Origin of the sequence: Erythrobacter sp. MTPC3, from assembly GCF_042854385.1 — a bacterium.
Taxonomy (GTDB): Bacteria; Pseudomonadota; Alphaproteobacteria; order Sphingomonadales; family Sphingomonadaceae; genus Erythrobacter.
Genome location: NZ_BTGP01000007.1, coordinates 98,493 through 116,746 on the forward strand (window position 1 = coordinate 98,493; position 18,254 = coordinate 116,746).

Annotated in this window: 19 protein-coding genes; 14 read left to right on the forward strand and 5 right to left on the reverse strand. The window is 59.9% G+C overall.

The window, feature by feature from the left end; genetic code table 11:
• Positions 1-23: 23 nt before the first annotated feature.
• The 6 genes from ACGHU1_RS10875 to ACGHU1_RS10900 all read left to right on the forward strand — a co-directional run bounded on the left by ACGHU1_RS10875 (position 24) and on the right by ACGHU1_RS10900 (position 5,131).
• Positions 24-212, forward strand: coding sequence for a hypothetical protein (locus ACGHU1_RS10875; RefSeq protein ID WP_390586803.1), 189 nt, complete (start codon positions 24-26; stop codon positions 210-212).
• Positions 212-1,630, forward strand: coding sequence for a putative O-glycosylation ligase, exosortase A system-associated (locus ACGHU1_RS10880; protein ID WP_390586804.1), 1,419 nt, complete (start codon positions 212-214; stop codon positions 1,628-1,630). Before ACGHU1_RS10875 ends, ACGHU1_RS10880 begins: the two co-directional genes overlap by 1 nt.
• Before the next feature lie 124 nt (positions 1,631-1,754).
• Positions 1,755-2,204, forward strand: coding sequence for a MaoC family dehydratase (locus ACGHU1_RS10885; protein WP_390586805.1), 450 nt, complete (start codon positions 1,755-1,757; stop codon positions 2,202-2,204).
• 84 nt (positions 2,205-2,288) lie between these two features.
• Positions 2,289-3,470: an acetyl-CoA C-acyltransferase gene (locus ACGHU1_RS10890; RefSeq protein ID WP_390586806.1), complete on the forward strand. Its 1,182-nt coding sequence runs from the start codon at positions 2,289-2,291 to the stop codon at positions 3,468-3,470.
• A 15-nt stretch (positions 3,471-3,485) separates the two neighbouring features.
• Positions 3,486-4,445: a DUF5996 family protein gene (locus tag ACGHU1_RS10895; protein WP_390586808.1), complete on the forward strand. Its 960-nt coding sequence runs from the start codon at positions 3,486-3,488 to the stop codon at positions 4,443-4,445.
• Positions 4,446-4,531: 86 nt separating this feature from the next.
• Positions 4,532-5,131, forward strand: coding sequence for a DUF4126 domain-containing protein (locus ACGHU1_RS10900; protein WP_390586810.1), 600 nt, complete (start codon positions 4,532-4,534; stop codon positions 5,129-5,131).
• Between the two features lie 121 nt (positions 5,132-5,252).
• On the opposite strand, the gene ACGHU1_RS10905 is transcribed toward ACGHU1_RS10900, so the two are convergent.
• Complete coding sequence (locus ACGHU1_RS10905; RefSeq protein ID WP_390586812.1) at positions 5,253-5,681, reverse strand: hypothetical protein; 429 nt, start codon at positions 5,679-5,681, stop codon at positions 5,253-5,255.
• Positions 5,682-5,871: 190 nt separating this feature from the next.
• Entirely contained in the window at positions 5,872-7,122 is a 1,251-nt protein-coding gene (locus tag ACGHU1_RS10910; protein WP_390586815.1) for a polyhydroxyalkanoate depolymerase, read from the reverse strand.
• Positions 7,123-7,335: 213 nt separating this feature from the next.
• Here ACGHU1_RS10910 and ACGHU1_RS10915 point away from each other — a divergent pair, with 213 nt between their 5' ends.
• From ACGHU1_RS10915 to ACGHU1_RS10935, 5 genes are all read left to right on the forward strand, one after another.
• Complete coding sequence (locus ACGHU1_RS10915) at positions 7,336-9,162, forward strand: ABC transporter transmembrane domain-containing protein (RefSeq protein WP_390586816.1); 1,827 nt, start codon at positions 7,336-7,338, stop codon at positions 9,160-9,162.
• 113 nt (positions 9,163-9,275) lie between these two features.
• Positions 9,276-11,456 (forward strand): M13 family metallopeptidase, encoded by a 2,181-nt coding sequence (locus tag ACGHU1_RS10920; protein WP_390586818.1) that lies wholly within the window; start codon positions 9,276-9,278, stop codon positions 11,454-11,456.
• A 117-nt stretch (positions 11,457-11,573) separates the two neighbouring features.
• A complete protein-coding gene (locus tag ACGHU1_RS10925) occupies positions 11,574-12,431 on the forward strand; it encodes an undecaprenyl-diphosphate phosphatase (protein WP_390586821.1) in 858 nt (285 codons plus the stop codon).
• Between the two features lie 90 nt (positions 12,432-12,521).
• Positions 12,522-12,779 carry a hypothetical protein gene (locus ACGHU1_RS10930; protein ID WP_390586823.1) on the forward strand — a complete coding sequence of 86 codons (258 nt, stop codon included), beginning with the start codon at positions 12,522-12,524 and terminating at the stop codon, positions 12,777-12,779.
• Between the two features lie 86 nt (positions 12,780-12,865).
• On the forward strand, positions 12,866-13,114 hold the full coding sequence (locus ACGHU1_RS10935; RefSeq protein ID WP_390586824.1) for a hypothetical protein: 249 nt from the start codon (positions 12,866-12,868) through the stop codon (positions 13,112-13,114).
• Between the two features lie 86 nt (positions 13,115-13,200).
• On the opposite strand, the gene phhA is transcribed toward ACGHU1_RS10935, so the two are convergent.
• Positions 13,201-14,139, reverse strand: coding sequence for a phenylalanine 4-monooxygenase (gene phhA, locus ACGHU1_RS10940; protein WP_390586826.1), 939 nt, complete (start codon positions 14,137-14,139; stop codon positions 13,201-13,203).
• 60 nt (positions 14,140-14,199) lie between these two features.
• Between phhA and ppk2 the strand changes: the two genes are divergently transcribed.
• The 3 genes from ppk2 to ACGHU1_RS10955 all read left to right on the forward strand — a co-directional run bounded on the left by ppk2 (position 14,200) and on the right by ACGHU1_RS10955 (position 16,173).
• Positions 14,200-14,979 carry a polyphosphate kinase 2 gene (ppk2, locus tag ACGHU1_RS10945; RefSeq protein WP_390586828.1) on the forward strand — a complete coding sequence of 260 codons (780 nt, stop codon included), beginning with the start codon at positions 14,200-14,202 and terminating at the stop codon, positions 14,977-14,979.
• 77 nt (positions 14,980-15,056) lie between these two features.
• On the forward strand, positions 15,057-15,929 hold the full coding sequence (locus ACGHU1_RS10950; RefSeq protein WP_390587043.1) for an SPFH domain-containing protein: 873 nt from the start codon (positions 15,057-15,059) through the stop codon (positions 15,927-15,929).
• Between the two features lie 22 nt (positions 15,930-15,951).
• A complete protein-coding gene (locus ACGHU1_RS10955) occupies positions 15,952-16,173 on the forward strand; it encodes a toxin-antitoxin system HicB family antitoxin (protein WP_390586830.1) in 222 nt (73 codons plus the stop codon).
• Here ACGHU1_RS10955 and ACGHU1_RS10960 read toward each other — a convergent pair.
• Complete coding sequence (locus tag ACGHU1_RS10960) at positions 16,170-17,027, reverse strand: MaoC family dehydratase N-terminal domain-containing protein (RefSeq protein WP_390586832.1); 858 nt, start codon at positions 17,025-17,027, stop codon at positions 16,170-16,172. The genes ACGHU1_RS10955 and ACGHU1_RS10960 overlap by 4 nt on opposite strands.
• Positions 17,027-18,253, reverse strand: a complete 1,227-nt coding sequence (locus ACGHU1_RS10965) for an acetyl-CoA C-acetyltransferase (protein WP_390586834.1) — start codon at positions 18,251-18,253, stop codon at positions 17,027-17,029. Before ACGHU1_RS10965 ends, ACGHU1_RS10960 begins: the two co-directional genes overlap by 1 nt.
• Between the last annotated feature and the right edge of the window lies 1 nt (position 18,254).

Below are 18,254 nucleotides of genomic sequence, written 5' to 3' on the forward strand. Positions count from 1 at the left end.
CCGCACCGCTTTAAGGCAGGGCGATGATCGATTACCTCGCCCTTACTATTGGACACGCGCTGATGGCGTTTGCCTTTTGGCAGCTGTTTGGGCGGGAGAGGGTCGATACCGATCCCCTGATAGAGGGCATCAAGGAAGCCAATACAAAAACGCGCAAACAGCTGCGCGGGGCCGGGCGGCGCCAATCCAGAGCGAAAGCCGAGGAGAGCTGATGCTCGATCTCGTCTTCCTCGCCTTCATTTTCTACATCCTGCTGCTGGGGCTGAGACGGCCGTTCCTGTGGGTGCTGCTGTATGTCTATATCGATATCGTGGCGCCGCAGCGTATCGGCTACACTCTGATAACGGAGCTGCAAATCTCCCTCGTTGCGTTTGCTGCGGCGTTTGGCGGGTGGCTGCTGCTGGACCGGAAAGAGGGCGCGCGCTTTTCATTCCGGCAGGGGCTGATCCTGGCGCTGCTGATGTATTGCTGGTGGACCACGAGCAATGCCGATTTTCCCGATAGCGCGGCCACGAAATGGGACTGGGTGTGGAAGGCATTGCTGTTTGCACTGTTCCTTCCGCTGACGCTGACAACGCGGGCGCGGATAGAGGCACTGGCGCTGATCCTGGTCCTGTCCATCGCGACCATCGTCATCGGCACAGGCATGAAAACCGTGCTGGGCGGCGGCGGGTATGAGAACCTCAAATTCTTCGTCAACGACAACAGCGGTATTTACGAAAGCTCTACACTGGCGACGGTCTCCATCGCGCTGACGCCGCTGATCGCGTGGTTTGCGCGGTATGGCACGATTTTTAAACCCAGCCCAGCCGTGACCGGTTTTGCCGTCCTGCTGATCTTTGCGTGCCTGATGGTGCCCATCGGAACGGAGGCACGCACCGGGCTGGTGTGTATCGCGGTTCTGGCGCTGCTGCTGCTTCGTTATGTGAAGCGGCGCATGGTGTTTATCGTCGCAGGGGGGGCGCTGGGCCTGATGGCGCTGCCGTTCCTGCCGCAATCCTATTATGAACGCATGGCGACCATCACCCAGCCTAGCGGCGATGAAAGCGCCTCGACCCGCATGGCCGTGTGGAAATGGACGCTCGATTATGCCGCCAGCAATCCGGCGGGCGGAGGCTTCGATGCATATCGCGGCAACAGTGTTACATATGAATTGCCGGTCCGCGAACAGGTGGGGAGCACGACCTCCATCGAATACCGCGAAGTCACCGATCAGGCGCGCGCCTATCACTCGGCCATATTCGAGCTGCTGGGCGAACAGGGGTATCCGGGGCTGGCGATATGGCTGATGCTGCAGGGGCTGGGCGTTTGGCAGATGGAGCGCATTCACCGGCGCTGGCGGGGCAAGCAATCCGAAGAGGAAAACTGGATCGCGCCAATGGCAGCCTCGCTCCAGCTGGCGACGCTGGTTTACGTCACCGGCGCGCTGTTTCAGGGTATCGCCTATCAACCGGTCGTGCTGATGATTATCGGCCTGCAAATCGGTTTGAACTCCTATTGCCTGCGGATCGAATCGGAGCGGGCTGAACTTGCCCGGCTGGAACGCAAATTGGCGGGGCCGGGTGGGGAGCGCGTAAATCGCGGTGATGGCGCGGGCCGCTTTCCTGATGGCGATTCCGTAACGGCATAGGCCAGCGCCGTTCTGGCGCATTGCATCAACTCCTCTCGCCTGCCATGTAGCGGCCAGCATAACGTAAACGTAAACCGGCTGCGCAGCATCACTGCGCGCGGCGATAATGGCAGAGGAGCACCCCATGAACCCGCAAGAATTGGCAGCAAAAACCGGCGAGAATATCGGTACATCTGAATGGATCGAGATGAGCCAGGACAAGATCAACATGTTCGCCGAGGCAACCGGTGATCACCAGTTCATCCACGTCAACGAAGAAGCCGCCAAGATGACGCCGTTTGGCGGCACCATCGCGCATGGTTTCATGACGCTTTCGATGATCCCGGCGCTGGGCGCGGCGAGCGATATGCCCAAGCTCGACGGGATCAAGATGGCGGTGAACTACGGCGGCAACAAAACGCGCTTCATCGCGCCTGTCCGTTCTGGCAAACGCATTCGCGGTCACTGGAAGCTTACCGAAATGGTTGAGAAACGTCCGGGCCAGTGGCAGCAGACCTGCGAAATCACGATCGAGATCGAAGGCGAAGAGAAGCCTGCTCTCATCTGTGAATGGATGACGCTCTACTTCGTTTAATCGCGCGCCTAGGCCCGCTTAACTCAATCTCGCTGTGCCGATCCGGTGCGGCGGTCCAATACCCTTTTGAAAGGACACCCCCTCATGTCACGTGACGCAGTCATCGTCTCCACCGCCCGCACGCCAATCGGCCGCGCATACAAAGGCGGCTTTAACGCTACCCCCGGTGCCACACTTGGCGCTGCATCTTTTGCCCCCGCTGTTGAGCGCGCCGGTATCGACGCTGCTGAAATCGACGATGTCGTGTGGGGCGCTGTCCTTACCCAGGGCACGCAGGCTGGCAACATCGCCCGCCAGGTCGCCCTTCGCGGCGGCGCGCCGGTTTCGGTCGCGGCACAGACCATCGACCGTCAGTGCTCCTCGGGCCTGATGGCAATCAGCACCGCGGCAAAACAGATCATTGTCGACAATATGGATGTCGTTGTTGGCGGCGGTCAGGATTCCATTTCGATGGTCCAGACCCCTGAAATGCGCGTCGCCCCCGATCCTTCGCTCATCGCGATGCACAAGGATGTGTACATGCCGATGCTTGGCACGGCAGAGACCGTCGCTGCACGCTATGGCATCAGCCGCGAAGCGCAGGACGAATATGCGCTGCAATCGCAGATGCGCACCGCGGCCGGTCAGGAAGCGGGCAAATTCGACGACGAAATCGTGCCTGTCACCACCACCATGATGGTGAAGGACAAGGAAACCGGCGAAGTCAGCCAGGTCGAACACACCCTGACCAAAGACGAAGGCAACCGCCCTTCGACCACTCTTGAAGGTCTGCAATCGCTCAACCCGGTCATGGGTCCGGGCAAGGTGATCACCGCCGGTAACGCCTCGCAGCTGTCCGACGGATCTTCGGCCAGCGTCCTGATGGAAGCCAAGCTTGCCGAGCAAAAAGGTCTTGAGCCGCTGGGCCGCTATGTCGGCATGGCTGTTGCGGGCACCGAGCCTGACGAAATGGGCATCGGCCCTGTGTTCGCGATCCCGAAACTGCTAAAGCAGACCGGTCTGAAAATGGACGATATCGGCTTGTGGGAGCTGAACGAGGCGTTCGCCGTGCAGGTGCTGTATTGCCGCGACAAGCTGGGCATCGATAACGACATCCTCAACGTCAATGGCGGCTCGATCTCCATCGGTCACCCATACGGCATGACCGGCGCACGCTGCACCGGTCACGCCCTGATCGAAGGCAAGCGTCGCGGCGCGAAATACGTCGTCGTGACCATGTGCGTCGGCGGCGGCATGGGCGCAGCGGGGCTTTTCGAGGTCTTCTAATCTGGAGCTGACATAATGACTGCAGGAAGCTGGCCGGATCTCGATTACGCTGCCGACAAGGCGGTGATCGAAACCTGCCACGCGTACCTGCAAGTCATTGGCAAGTTGCCAACCCGCGCACGCGTGTGGAGCAATCACGGCTGGCACGTGGCGCTGCGCGTCGTCCCGCGCGGCTTTCGTTTCTATCCGGTAGCGGCAGGCGAGCGCGACGCCGAAATCCTGTTCGATTGCATTGCCAGCGAGGTTGCGCTCGAAACAACCGACGGCTTTCGCGGCGCAATGCCCATCGCTGGCCAGACCGTCGCGCAATTCCTCGATGATTTCGAGGCTTTGCTCGGCAAGGCCGGGATTGCGACGGATGTTGCAGGAGCGCCCAATGAGGTCGATCCCGCCATCCCCTTTGCCGAGGACAAACGCGAGCGCAGCTGGGATGCCGGGGCCGTTCGCCGGTTCCACGCAGCATTCCGCAGCGCAGACCGGGTGTTCGAACATTTCCGTAGCGGATTTGTCGGCAAATCGAGCCCTTCACACCTTTTCTGGGGCAGTCTCGATCTGGCAGTCACCCGTTTTTCGGGACGCGAGGCTCCGCTTCATCCCGGCGGTTTTCCAAACTTGCCCGACCGCGTCACGCGCGAAGCCTATAGCCACGAAGTCGCCAGCGCAGGATTCTGGCTAGGGGGCGGCGGCGTGGATGAAGCCGCGTTCTATGCCTATGGCTATCCTTCGCCCGATGGTCTGAGCGATGCGCCGCTTTCAGCCTCAGGCGCATTCTGGCACGGCGATCTCGGTGAGTTTGTCCTCCCCTACGCAGCGGTGGTCTCTGCCGATGACCCGGATGCGGCATTGCTCATGTTTCTTGAAGAAAGCTACGCTGCGATTGCGGATCGCGCCGGATGGTACCGGCCTGCGCTGGAGATACCTGGCGGCAAGTATGGCGCGCCTTACGACCTTGCGGCGCTGCGAAACCGCGATTGAGCCTGAGGTAATTCGCGGAGCGCCCATTCGCTCAAAGCTTGCCCTGCCCGTATATTGTCCGCATTCTTTGCAGAGGAGGGCAGGCTTTGGGCATCATGGAAATTATCGGGATCGCGGGCAGCGTCAGCCTGCTTTCGGGCTGGCGACTGTATTTGTGCGTGTTCGCGACGGGACTTGCGATGCGGCTGGAGGCGCTGCCTGTACCAGAGCATCTCGCCAGTCTTGGCGTGCTGGAAAATCCGTGGGTTATGGGGATCGCGCTGCTCGGCGCGCTGGCGGAATTCTTTGCCGACAAGGTCATGTGGCTCGATAGCGTTTGGGATACAGTCCACACGCTGGTGCGTCCGGTGGGCGGCGCACTGCTGGCGCTGGCGATTGTCGATCCGTCCGATCCGGCGATGCAGGTGATCGCCTTTATGCTGGGCGGCGGGGCGAGCTTCCTTGCGCATGGCGGTAAAGCGAGCGCCCGCGCCGTGGTCAACACCTCGCCTGAACCGGTCAGCAATGCGCTAGTCTCAAGCGGAGAGGATATCGCAACTGTCGGTCTGCTGTGGCTGGCCTACGAATATCCGGTGGTAGCCGCCGGGATCGCGGTGGTGCTGCTGGTTCTGATGATCGCGCTGCTCCTGTGGGCGCGGCGGATTATCAAGCGGGTGTTTTTCAGAACGCCGAATGTGCAGGGTTAGTTCGCCATTTTTTGGCATCGGCGGCGGTTGATGGATTGAAAGCAAAAAAGGGGCCATCTTTTTAAAAAATGGCCCCATTTCTAATTTTTGGGCAAAATCGGAGCGATTGCTCGATCAGGATTTATGGGTGGGTGTGGGTCAGAAACCTTGTTTGAGCCTCAATCAAGTCGCCGTTTTCTTCTTCCAAGGCCTTGGCAGCATCTTCTCCGCCAACAAGTTTATGGTATTCCTCTGTCCAGCGTGTTCTTTCTGGAACATTATGAGCATCGAGCGAGGCAAGACCGCGAGGCATTTCTCGCACTATCATAAGGTCCCATTCTCCATCCATCATCCAGTGGACTGTAGGCACGGGTAGCCCGGCTGCTTTTGCAGCAGGCACCCAGTATTTCTCGCGCATTTCCGCCCAGGTTTCTTCTTTCCCGTCCGCAAAACGCACAAACTCTACGCTGTAGGTTGTCCGAGCTTCTTCAGCTTCTTCCTGAGCCGCAGCAGGTGCGGCAGACATCGCAATCGTCGCGATTGCAACGCCGCCCATAAGTGTTCGCATCATAGTCATTTCCCTCAAGTGTACGACCCTTGATTGGGATTGCGACCCTTAACCAATTCGCTTCCCCAAGTTGCGCGAACCAAAAGCACTAGACAGTAAGCGTTGCGATTACACAAGGAATGCATCGTATCAGCAGGTGATATTCAGATCAGCCATCGGACCGATTGAGTTAGCCGAGCCTGAGTAGGAAATCTTATCCTGGATGCGCCGCAACAAATTCCTCAACCACCGGCGCGACCTTGGTCCGCCAGCGGCTGCCGTTGAAGATGCCGTAATGTCCGGCGCCCTCCGCCATGTAATAGCGTTTCTTGTCTTCTGGCAGGTTCGGCGTCAGCTTCAGCGCGGCGCGGGTTTGGCCGAGGCCTGAGATATCGTCGCGTTCGCCTTCGATCGCGAGCAGCGCTGTCTCGGTCAACGCGCCTAGGTCGACGATGTCGCCCTTATGTTCAAAGGTGCCGTTCGGGATCGAGTGTTTCTGGAACACTTCCTCGACCGTTTGCAGGTAGAATTCCGCCGTCATGTCGCAGACGCTGCGGTACTCGTCGTAGAAATCCTTGGTCGCCTGCGCGCTGGCATCATCGCCCGATGTGAGGTGTTTGAACATCTCGTAATGGCTCATCATGTGGCTGCGCAGGTTCATGCTCATGAACGCGGATAGCTGCATGAAACCGGGATACACCTTACGTCCCGCGCCGCGGTAATTCATCGGCACCGTGGCGATCACCGAATTGCGGAACCATTCGATCGGACGGTTCATCGCGTGATCGTTGACCGACGTCGGGCTTTCGCGCGTGTCGATAGGGCCGCCCATCATCGTCAGCGTTGCCGGCGCGGCGGGTGACTTATGCTTGTTCATCAAAGCGGTCGCGGCAAATGCCGGAACCGACGGCTGGCACACCGCCAGCATGTGCGGGCGCTGGCCGGGCTGCTGGCCTTCGATGTATTCGAGGAAATCGATCAGGTAATCGATATAATCGTCGAGGTCGAAATGCCCTTCGTGAACCGGCACGGTTGCGGCATCGGCCCAGTCGGTGATGTAGACTTCGTAGCTTTCCAGCATCCGTTCGACCGTGCCGCGCAGCAGCGTGGCGTAATGCCCGCTCATCGGGGCGACGATCAGCATTTTTGGCCGGACCGTGTCGTCCGTGTCATCAATGCCGTCCAGGCGAAAGCGTTTGAGATCACCGAACGGGCGGTTCACCACCGTCGCCTCGATCACGGGATACAGTTTTCCGCCGCTTTCAATCTCGGTAATGCCAAAAGCCGGCTTGCCATAGCTGGCGGTCGCGTGGGCAAACACGTCAAGAGCGTTCGCAGCCAGCGGGATCGCCCCCATTTTCGCAAACGGGTTGGCCGTGTTTGAAAGGACAGAGGCACTGATTGCTGCCCATGAACTGGCGGAATTCATCAAGTTACGCTGAATTTCATAGGCGTGGTAAAGCATGGTCGGCCCCGTATCTTTTCGGCCGAATGCGGACGCAGTCCGGCGCATAATTGTGTGTTGTTACCGCATTAAATGGGGATATAGAGCTCATTGTGCAATGCACAATAAAGCTTGCGGAGGCATTGGGCCGGGGTCTGTGTGCTTTTTGCACGTGAAATTTCGCACCGCGATAGCTAGATCACCGTTGAAATGGCCGCGCACTCCGAACCAGACATGACCGCCGATCTCGCCAAAGAGATACCGGGCGACGCTGCGGCCAAGCCTGCCGCTGCGCCGCGCAAGCCGCGCTCGCTCGCTCCTCTGCGCATGGTTTACCGCGAGGCAGCAAAGTATCCGCGCCAGGTCGTGTTTGCACTGATCGCGCTTGTCGTGACCGCTGCCGGGACACTGGCGATCCCCGCAGCAATGCAGATGATCGTCGACCGGGGATTTGGCGAGGCAGGCAGCGGGATGGCCGATATCGGTTACTGGTTCCAGCTGCTGCTCGGCATAGTCGTAGTGATTGCGGTCGGTACGGCGGCCCGGTTCTATTTCGTGAGCTGGATCGGAGAGCGCGTTGTCGCGGATATCCGGCGCAAGGTGCACCGCAATCTGCTGCGCCTGTCACCGTCATTCTATGAAGAGAACAGCCCTAAAGAAATCTCCAGCCGGATGACGTCAGATACGACGATCATCGAAACGGTTGTCGGCACGACGGTTTCTGTTGCGCTGCGCAATATCTTTCTGGGCATTGGCGGGACGATTTACCTGTTCTGGCTGCTGCCCGGCCTGACGATCTGGCTCGCCATCGGTATTCCGGGGATCATTCTGCCGATTGTGTTCTTCGGCCGGAAAATCCGCAACATTTCGCGCGACAATCAGGACCGCGTGGCCGATGTCGGGGCGATGGTGACCGAGGTTTTGAGCGCGATGAAGATCGTCCAGAGCTTTGGTCAGCAGGCGCGGGAAGCTGACCGGTTCGGCGATGCGGTGGAGCGCACGTTCGAAACCGCAAAACGGCGTATCGTGCTGCGTTCGGTGATGACCGCGATCATTATCCTGTCGATCTTCGGCTCTATCGTCCTGCTGCTGTGGCGCGGGGCTGAGGGGGTGGCCACCGGCGAGATTACCGGCGGCACAATCCTCGCCTTCATATTCGGCGCGATGATTGTTGCGGGCGCGTTCGGCGCGCTGACCGAGGTGTATGGGGAATTGCTGCGCGGAGCGGGCGCGGCGAGCAGGCTGGCAGAATTGCTTGAGGCAAAGCCGGGCATCGCGGCCCCGGCGCGGCCAGAAACCCTGCCGCAGCCGCCGCGTGGCAGCCTTTCGTTCCGCAATGTCACCTTCCGCTATCCGGCGCGCCCTGAAACGGCTGCGCTCAAAGACTTCACGCTGGAGATCGAACCAGGGGAAACGGTCGCAATCGTCGGCCCGTCTGGTGCGGGTAAGTCCACCATTTTCCAACTGGTCGAACGGTTTTACGATCCGCAGATCGGCACCATCCGGCTTGACGGAGTGCCGCTGACAAAGGCCGATCCTGCCGACATCCGCGACCGGCTGGCGCTGGTGCCGCAGGACGGTGTGCTGTTCAGCGCCAATGCCCGCGACAATCTGCGCTATGGCAATTGGGAAGCGAGCGACGGCGATATCTGGGATGCGGCGCGCGCGGCAAATGCTGAAAGTTTCCTGCGCGACCTGCCCGACGGGCTCGACACGTATTTGGGCGAGGGCGGAACGCAGCTTTCCGGCGGGCAGCAACAGCGCGTTGCTATCGCACGCGCGCTGCTGCGCGATGCCCCGATCCTGCTGCTGGACGAGGCGACGAGCGCGCTGGACGCCGAAAGCGAACAATTGGTGCAGCAGGCGCTCGATACGCTGATGCAGGACCGCACCACGCTCGTCATCGCGCACCGCCTCGCCACCGTGCGCAAAGCGGACCGGATCGTCGTCCTGGATGGCGGCGAAATCGTGGAGCAGGGCAATCACGCCGAATTGTCGCGGGCAGGCGGGCTTTACGCGCGCCTCGCCAAGCTGCAATTCGCGGCCAATCAGGCGGCCTGACGCAGCTGTTTTCGATCAATCGCTGCCCGCATCGGACCAGCGACAACACCGCCAGCCTGCGCGCGTTATCCAGAGCCATTGATATCGTTTGATTTTTACAGGGACTCGCACACATGATCCGTCGCACCGTATTTTTCGGGGCCAGCGCGCTCGCGCTCGCCATTTCGGCACCAGTCCTCGCCAACAGCGCCGATAAAGGTCCGGCCCTGCCGATCGAAATGCTGCTGGAAGAGGCCGAAAGCGAAGCCGAAGCGCCGGACACGCCGACGATGAGTTTCGGCACATGGGGCGTTGATCCCGCACTGCTTTCCCAAGAGATCGCGCCGGGCGACGACTTTTTCGCTTACGTCAATCAGGAATGGCTGGATGCCAACCCGCTGCCAGCGGAATTTGGCCGGTTTGGCGCGTTCAACCTGCTGCGCGAAAAATCGACCAGTGACGTAAAGGCTCTGATGGACGAGCTGATTGCCAAAGACCCGGCCACGCTGACCATGGACGAACGGCGCATCGTCGATATGCACAATGCGTTTCTGGATGTGGATGCGATCAATGCGGCGGGGCTTTCGCACGCGCAGCCGTATATCAATGCGCTGGCGCAGGTTTCCTCTCTGGATGAACTGGCGATGCTGTGGGCGCAGCCGGGCTATGCCAGCCCGCTTGGCGGGTTTGTGAATGTCGATGCGAAACAGCCTGATCGCTATGTCGCTTATATCGGCAGCGGCGGTCTGGGCCTGCCTGACCGCGACTATTATCTCGACGAGAGCGAGAAGGGCCGCGAAATTCAGGCGGCTTACCGCAATTATATGACGCTGATCCTGGAGGCGGGAGGCTATGCCGATCCGCAGGCGGCCGCTGCTGCGGTTTACGCGCTGGAGGAACGGATTGCGCGCGATATCAGCTGGGACCGCACAATGCGCCGCAACCGCGACCTCACCTACAACGCGCTGACCACCGCTGAACTGAATGCGATGGCCGGTGATTTTCCGGTGGAGGCCATGCTCGCGGAAATCGGCCTCGCTGCATCGCCGATCTTCGTTGTCGGTGAAATGCCGCCGACCGAGGATGAAATCGCAGAGCTGGGTCTGGACGCCGAAGCCCTCGCCAAGATTGGCACAGGCTTGCCAGGCATGATGGAGCTGCTGAACGATACGCCGCTGGCGACGCTGCAGGCATGGTCGATCAAGGAATTCCTGTCGGATCGCTCTCACGTCCTGCCAGAAAAATACGACCGCGCGCAGTTTGAATTTTTCGGCAAGATGCTGCGCGGCACGCCCGAACAGCGCCCGCGCTGGAAACGCGCCATCGCTGCGGCTGAGGGCGGCCTGGGTGAGCTGATCGGCAAATCCTATGTCGAACGTTACTTCCCCGCAGAAAACAAGGCGGCGATGGAAGAACTGGTCGCCAACCTGCGGCTCTCCGTGGCGCAGTCCATCGGCGAGATTGAATGGATGGGCGAAGAGACCAAGGCGCAGGCGCTTGAAAAACTGGCCAGCTTCGATCCCAAGATCGGGTATCGGGACAATCTGGACAGCTATGACGGGCTTGAGGTTACGCCCGGCAATCCGCTCGCCAATGAAATTGCATCCGAAGCGTGGGAGCTCGCCGATAACATAGCAAAGCTGGGTGAGCCGATTGACCGGACCGAATGGTTCATGCTGCCCCAGACAGTGAATGCCTATTACAACCCGACCAAGAACGAGATCGTGTTCCCCGCCGCGATTTTGCAGCAACCGTTCTTTGCGCTGAGCAATGATCCGGCGGTCAATTACGGTGCGATTGGCGGCGTGATCGGCCATGAAATCGGCCACGGTTTCGATGACCAGGGTTCAAAATACGATGCCACCGGCAAATTGCGCAATTGGTGGACGGACGCAGACCGTGCGAATTTCGACGAGCGCGGCGATGCCTTGGTCCGGCAATACAATGCCTTCTGCCCGCTTGATGGCGGAGAAACCTGCGTAAATGGCCGCCTGACGCTGGGCGAAAATATCGGCGACCTTGGCGGGCTCAGCCTTGCCTACCGCGCTTATAAGATCGCAACGGATGGGCAGGACGTGCCGGTGATCGACGGTCTGACCGGCGACCAGCGCTTCTTCCTTGCCTGGGCGCAGGTATGGCGTTCGGCGCAGCGCGAGGAAAACTATCGCCAGCGCCTGCGCACCGACAGCCACAGCCCCGAGGAATACCGGGTCAACGGCGTCGTCGCCAATATCGACGCGTGGTACGAAGCGTTCGGCATTACAGAGGATCACGCAATGTATATCGCACCGGAAGACCGCGTGCGCATCTGGTAATCACAGCAGCTAAGGGCCCCCCCCCCCGGCTCCTCTCGCTTGCAGCGGGAGTCGGGGGTGGTTATGGCCTCCCCGTGAAAGCGCACATCCCGCGCCCATGAAGGTGCCAGACCCTCAATGACTTTTATCCAGCTGCTGATTATTGCGGTGGTTCAGGGGATCACGGAATTTCTTCCGATTTCCTCGTCCGGCCACCTGATCCTGATCCCGACTTTCACCGACTTTCCCGATCAGGGTCCGCTGATCGATGTCGCCGTGCATGTCGGATCGCTGCTGGCGATCATCGTCTATTTCCTTAAAGATGTGCTGGTTCTGGCGCGCGGGGGCTTTGCCAGCATCGGGATCGGGACGCGCAATCCCAATGCCCCGGCAGAGCGGCGGCTGTTCTGGTGGATTGTGCTGGGCACGATCCCGGCGGTCGCATTCGGGCTGGCGATCAAACTGGGCGCCTTCAATTCCATCGCGGAAACGATGTTCAACATCACCGTGGTCGATGATGATCTGATGTCATCGATCCGGTTCACCGATCTCATCGCGTTCAACCTGATCGTTTACGGCATCCTGCTGGGAATCGCCGATTGGGTCGGCAAAGAGGTCAAATCGTTCGAAGATATGAGTTGGCGCGACGGCCTGATCGTCGGGATAGCGCAGGCGCTGGCGATTATTCCGGGCACCAGCCGGTCCGGCGTGACGATGACTGCTGCCCGGTTCTTGGGGTATAAGCGGGTCGAGGCTGCGCGGTTCTCTTTCCTGTTATCGATTCCCGCAGTGGCCGGCGCGGGCGTGTTGATCGTGCCGGAAATATTCGAAGCAGGCGCGGTTTTGGCGCTGGATGCGCTGATTGCGGGCGTGCTGACATTCATCGCGGCATTTGCGACCATGGCGTTCCTGATGAATTTCCTGAAACGCGCATCAATGATGGTTTTCGTGGTCTACCGCATCGCGATGGGCTGTGCCTTGCTCTGGTTCTTCTGAGCGGAGAAATGCCGTATTTCTCGGAACCGCAAAGCGGCCGGACGCATTCTTTAAGTGTAACTTGGTAATTGAATTAAAAGAGAAAACGTAATGGCTTTGTTGGTGCTGATAATGATGGGGGCGACCATTGGTTGGCTTGCCTCGATCATCACGCGCACTGAACATTCGCGTGACATTCTTCGCATGATGGCTGCAGGAACAGTCAGCGCACTGGTTGTTGGACTTGCAGCAAACGGCGGAACGTTCCTTGGCGGACTGACGTTTCTCGCGCTCGCTCTGGCTTTTGCCGCAAGCGTTGCGGCGGTTGGGGCGATATATTGGTTGCGTGAACACCGCGTTGACGCGTAACACTTTGTTAGAGCGGGAGGTTAGGAACCAAAAGTGTCCGAAACCGTCCTGTCTCCATCGACAACAACGATATCAGGGAAATATTCATGAACATCCGCACAATCACTCTCGCTGCTGTAGCTTCGCTCGGCCTGACCCTCACCGCATGTGACAGCCCGGCTGAAAACGAAGCTGAAGATGCGATCGAAGAAATGGAAGACACCCGCGACGAGCAGGTTGATGCCATGGAAGAAGCTGGCCAGATCACTGAAGATCAGGCTGATGTCATGGACGACAACACCGATGCCATGGAAGAGTCGCTTGAAGAGCAGGCTGACGAAATCGACGAAATGTAAGTTTCGCGAATGCGAATTTGAAAAGGGCGTCGGAGCGATCCGGCGCCTTTTTTCGTTTGCTCGGTCTTCGCTCTAGCGTTCTTGGTTTAAACGGGCGCCGCGCCCGATCCCCTGCCGCCCCGCAGGTGGTATTCCTGCGTGCCGCGATGCACGACATTATCGACATCGATAATCGCGGAATTTGCGTAGGTGAAATTGGCTGCAAGGCTGCGATAAAGGCGGTCGAAATCGCGCTCTACGGTCTGCCGGAAGAGATCCTCGAAACTTTCGATCACGAAATAGGTCGGTTGCAGGTCGCTGATCACGTAATCGGTGCGCATGACCCGGTCGACGTTCAGCATGATCCGGTTCGGGCTTTCCGCCTCGACCGCAAATTTCGCTTCGGTCGGGCCGGACAAGATCCCTGCGCCATACGCCTTTATGCCGTCGGCCTCTTCAATGAGGCCGAACTCCACCGTATACCAATAGAGCGCGCCAAGCGCCTTTAGACGGTTGTAATGCATCGCCTTCCAGCCTGCGCGGCCATATTCCTGCATGTAATCGGCGTAGACCGGATCGGTCAGCATCGGCACATGGCCGAACACATCGTGGAACACGTCGGGTTCCTGGATGTAATCGAACGTTTCGCGCGTACGTATGAAATTGCCTGCAGGAAAACGCCGATTTGCCAAGTGCCAGAAAAACACATGGTCCGGGATCAGCATAGGCACGGGCACGACGCTCCATCCCGTCAGACTGCCCAATTCCTCTGACAATTTTTCAAACTCAGGAATGCCGCCGCGCGATAGATCCAGCTTATCCAGTCCCGCCATAAATGCGCTGGCTGCTCGGCCGGGGAGAACCTCCATCTGGCGCGCGAAAAGATCGTTCCAGACTGCGTGATCATCAGACGAATAATCGGTCTGCGCAGGCTCCAGCCAATCCTCACCCAGATGCGCCGGTTTTGCCAGCGGCGCGGTGAATACGTCCGCCGGAAGGTCGGGCAGGCGGGAAAAATCGGTGTCAGGATCAGCAAGAGTAGCCATAGCGCGTCATTTGAGACTACCACTGCGGCTAAACAAGGGCAATTTTATCAAGGGAATGTCATGGGCCTGAAAGGTAAGGAATACCGCAATCTGCTGGAACCGATGACCGAAGAGCTGGTCGGCATGGCCCGCTGGGCGCGAACCACCGGGGCGCGGATCGTGGTGCTGTTCGAGGGACGCGATACGGCGGGCAAAGGCGGCGCTATTCGCGCGGTCCGCGACAAACTTAATCCGCGGCAGTGCCGCACGGTCGCTTTGGGCAAACCAACCGATGCCGAACGCACCCAGTGGTATTTCCAGCGGTATATCCAGCATCTTCCCAGTGCAGGCGAAATCGTGCTGTTCGACCGCAGCTGGTACAACCGCGCCGGGGTTGAAAAGGTGATGGGTTTTGCAGATGCGGATCAGGTCGATCTGTTTTTGAATCAGGCGCCGGTGTTTGAAAAAATGCTGACCGATGACGGCATATTGCTGTTCAAATACTGGTTGACGACCGACCAGCAAAACCAGGAAGAACGCCTTCGCGAACGGCTGGACGATCCGCTCAAACGTTGGAAACTGTCGCCGATCGACCTTGCCGCTCGTGGCCATTACGACGCGTACACCGACGCGCGGCAAGCCATGCTGGAGGCGACCCATACCGGCCGTGCGCCGTGGACGCTGGTTGATTTCAACGATCAGAAGCGCGGGCGTCTGACGCTGATCCGCGATCTGCTGGACCGGCTACCCGATATGCATGTCGCACCGCCTGAAATCGACTTTCCCGAACTGGGGCGGGAGCCGAAACGGGAGAGTTACCCGGTACTGCAACCTATTAAGGACTATCCGGTCAGCGATTGACTTCAACCGCCTTCTCATATAAATATGATATCGTAATTATATGAAGGGGAATTGAAGTGGCGGATAATTCACACGCAATGGCGGTAAGCCGGGAAAGCGGCGCGACGGGGTATAACGGCTATATTATGCTGTTGGTGGTCCTTGCCGCTTTAATACTCCCGCAGCTCATCGGGATCGCCATGGGCGGCAAGGGATATTTCGTCATCGGTGTGATTGCCGGACTGATCCTTGCACTTTTCCTGAGCATCGGGTTTTTCATGATCCAGCCCAATCAAGCGGCGGTCATCACGATGTTCGGCGAATATCGCGGCACTGTTCGTAAAGAAGGGCTGCAATGGGTTTGGCCCTGGATGCTGAAAAATAAGATCAGCGTGCGCGCGCACAACATCCACTCCGACAAGGTCAAGATCAACGATCTGCGCGGCAACCCGATTGAAATTGCCTGCAACGTCGTGTGGCGCGTATCCGATACCGCTCAGGCGGTGTTCGATGTCGATGATTACAAGGAATTCGTCAACATCCAGATTGAGGCGGGACTGCGTACCGTGGGCGCTCGCCATCCCTATGACGATATGTCGGATGAGGATGAGACGACTCTGCGCGGCAGCGCTGAGGTGGTCGCCAACGAACTGCGCGTTGAACTCAATGAGCGGCTGTTGGTCGCAGGCATCGTAGTCGATGAAGCGGGCCTAACCCACTTGGCCTATGCGCCTGAAATTGCAGGCGCAATGCTGCGCCGCCAACAGGCTGATGCGGTTATCGCAGCCCGCAAGAAAGTGGTGATTGGCGCCGTCGGCATGGTTGAGGACGCCCTTGATAAACTGTCACGCGACGGGATCGTGGAACTTGACGATGAACGCCGCGCCGCGATGGTTTCAAACCTCATGATCGTGTTGTGCGGCGACCGAGAGGCGCAGCCGGTGGTGAACGCCGGAACGCTCTACCAGTAATCCGCGATGACGGGAGGCAGCGATGGCTGCGCCGAAAAAGCCAGAGAAACCGGCGAAGAAAGCCTTCGCCCTGCGGCTCGATCCGGCGGTCCACGCCGCGGTTGAGCGGCTGGCAGCGGCCGAATTGCGCTCTGCCAATGCGCAGATCGAAATGCTGCTGCGAGAAGCATTGAAAGGGCGGGGGATCGAGGCGCCGCGGACTCAGCGGCCACGGCGCGGTCGCCCGCCCAAAGCCGGAAGCTAGATCGCGGCCTTTGCCGACATGACGTGCCTGCCATCGCTCGCGAATGCGCCGAGTTCAAATTCCGATCCCTCGCCGGTCTTGCGCATGACCAGATGCAATGCCTCTCCGCAGATCGCAGGCGAGAGGCCGCGAAAGGCGAAGCTGGTGAGCGCGTTGTCGCCCAGCTCGCCCGCGGCAAGCTGTAACAACAGGCTGGCCGTCAGCGGTCCATGCACCACCAGCCCGCGATACCGCTCCACCTCGCGCGCATAGTGCGCGTCGTAGTGGATGCGGTGGGTGTTGAACGTGAGCGCGCTGAAGCGGAACAGAAGGCGCGGATCAGGCAGGATTTGGCGGTGCGCCTCCCACCTTGAGGGATCGAAAGCGTCCGCGCCCGGCTGTGGCGGGACCAGCGGTGCATCAGCCGCAGCCACATCGCGGTAGACAAGCGTTTGCATCTCGCTCACCGCGAGCGCGCCATCGGCCTGCGTCCGGTGCTCAATATCGACAAACGCAAGGCGTCCGCTGCTCCCCGACTTCTCGGAGACGGAGGCGACGGTGCTTAACCGGCTGATCGCTGCGCCCACCGCTATCGGTGCGTGAAAGGCGATCCTGCTCGACGCCCACATCCGGCGCGGCATCGGGAACGGCGGAAGGAAGCTCGCCTCGCTGGTATCCCGCGCTGGATGACCATCTTTGCCTAGCTGCGCGGTCGGCGCGTCGGGGGTGCAGAGGCAGAAGTGGATACCCTGCGGCATGGCCTCGCCCATGTGCGCGCTCAGATCAAATGTCGCGAGCCATCGCGCCGCGCGCGCTTCATCCAGCGTGTCGCTGGCCGATTGTGCACGGCCAATCCAGCTGGCGAATGCGCTCATCAGGTGGCGCGCTCGAATATTGCGGCGATGCCTTGGCCTCCGCCGATGCACATAGTCTCCAGCCCGTAGCGGACCTCGCGCCGGTGCATCTCAGCGGCCATATCGGCAAGGATGCGCCCGCCCGTCGCGCCAATCGGGTGGCCCAGCGAAATGCCCGAGCCGTTAACGTTCAGGATATCGCAGCGGCTATCATCATCGCTCCAGCCCCACCCTTTCAGCACGGCGAGCACCTGCGGCGCGAACGCCTCGTTCAGTTCGACAAGGCCGATATCGTCCCAGCTGTAACCGCGCCGTTCAAACAGGCGCTTGGTCGCAGGCACCGGGCCGATGCCCATGCGCGAAGGATCGCAGCCCGCGGCGGCCCACCCGCCGAACCACAGCGATGGTTCAAGGCCAAGCTCCTCCAGCTTGTCCTCTGCAACAACCAGACATGCCGCCGCTGCATCGTTCTGCTGGCTGGCATTGCCCGCCGTGACGATGGCGTCTGGGTCGCGGCGTCCGTCAATGGCGCGCAGCGTGCCAAGCGTCTCCATCGAGGCATCGGCGCGGTATCCCTCGTCTTGGGCGAAAGTCACCGGATCGCCGCGCCGCTGAGGCACCTCTACTGGCACCAGATGCGCATCGAACTTGCCCTCTTTCCACGCAGAGGCCGCGTTCTGATGTGATCGCACCGCGAAGGCATCGGCCTCCTCGCGGCTGATCTCGTAATCCTTGGCGAGGTTTTCTGCAGTTTCGATCATCCCGGTGATCACGCCGAACCGTTCGATAGGCTGGCTCATCAACCGTCCGCGCGACAACCGGTCATGCAGGGTGATGTCGCCCATGCGCGCGCCGCCGCGCCCCTGCAATGTGTAATGTTCGACGTTGGACATGCTCTCGCACCCACCTGCGACCACTACGTCTGCCATGCCCGTTTCCACCATCATCGCCGCGTTGGCGACGGCCTGAACGCCAGAGCCGCAGCGCCGGTCCAGCTGGTAACCCGGAACCTCCAGCGGCAACCCCGCTGCCAGCCATGACCAGTGGCCTATCGCCGGCGCCTCTGCATTGCCGTAACCCTGGCTGAAAACCACATCATCGACACGTTCGGGATCAATGCCGGACCTTTCGACCAGAGCCTTGAGGATAATCGCGCCAAGCTCGCCTGCGTTAAGGCTGGACAGCCCGCCCAGAAATTTTCCAACCGGGGTGCGCAGCGGCGATACGATGGCGGCTCTTCTGGTCATT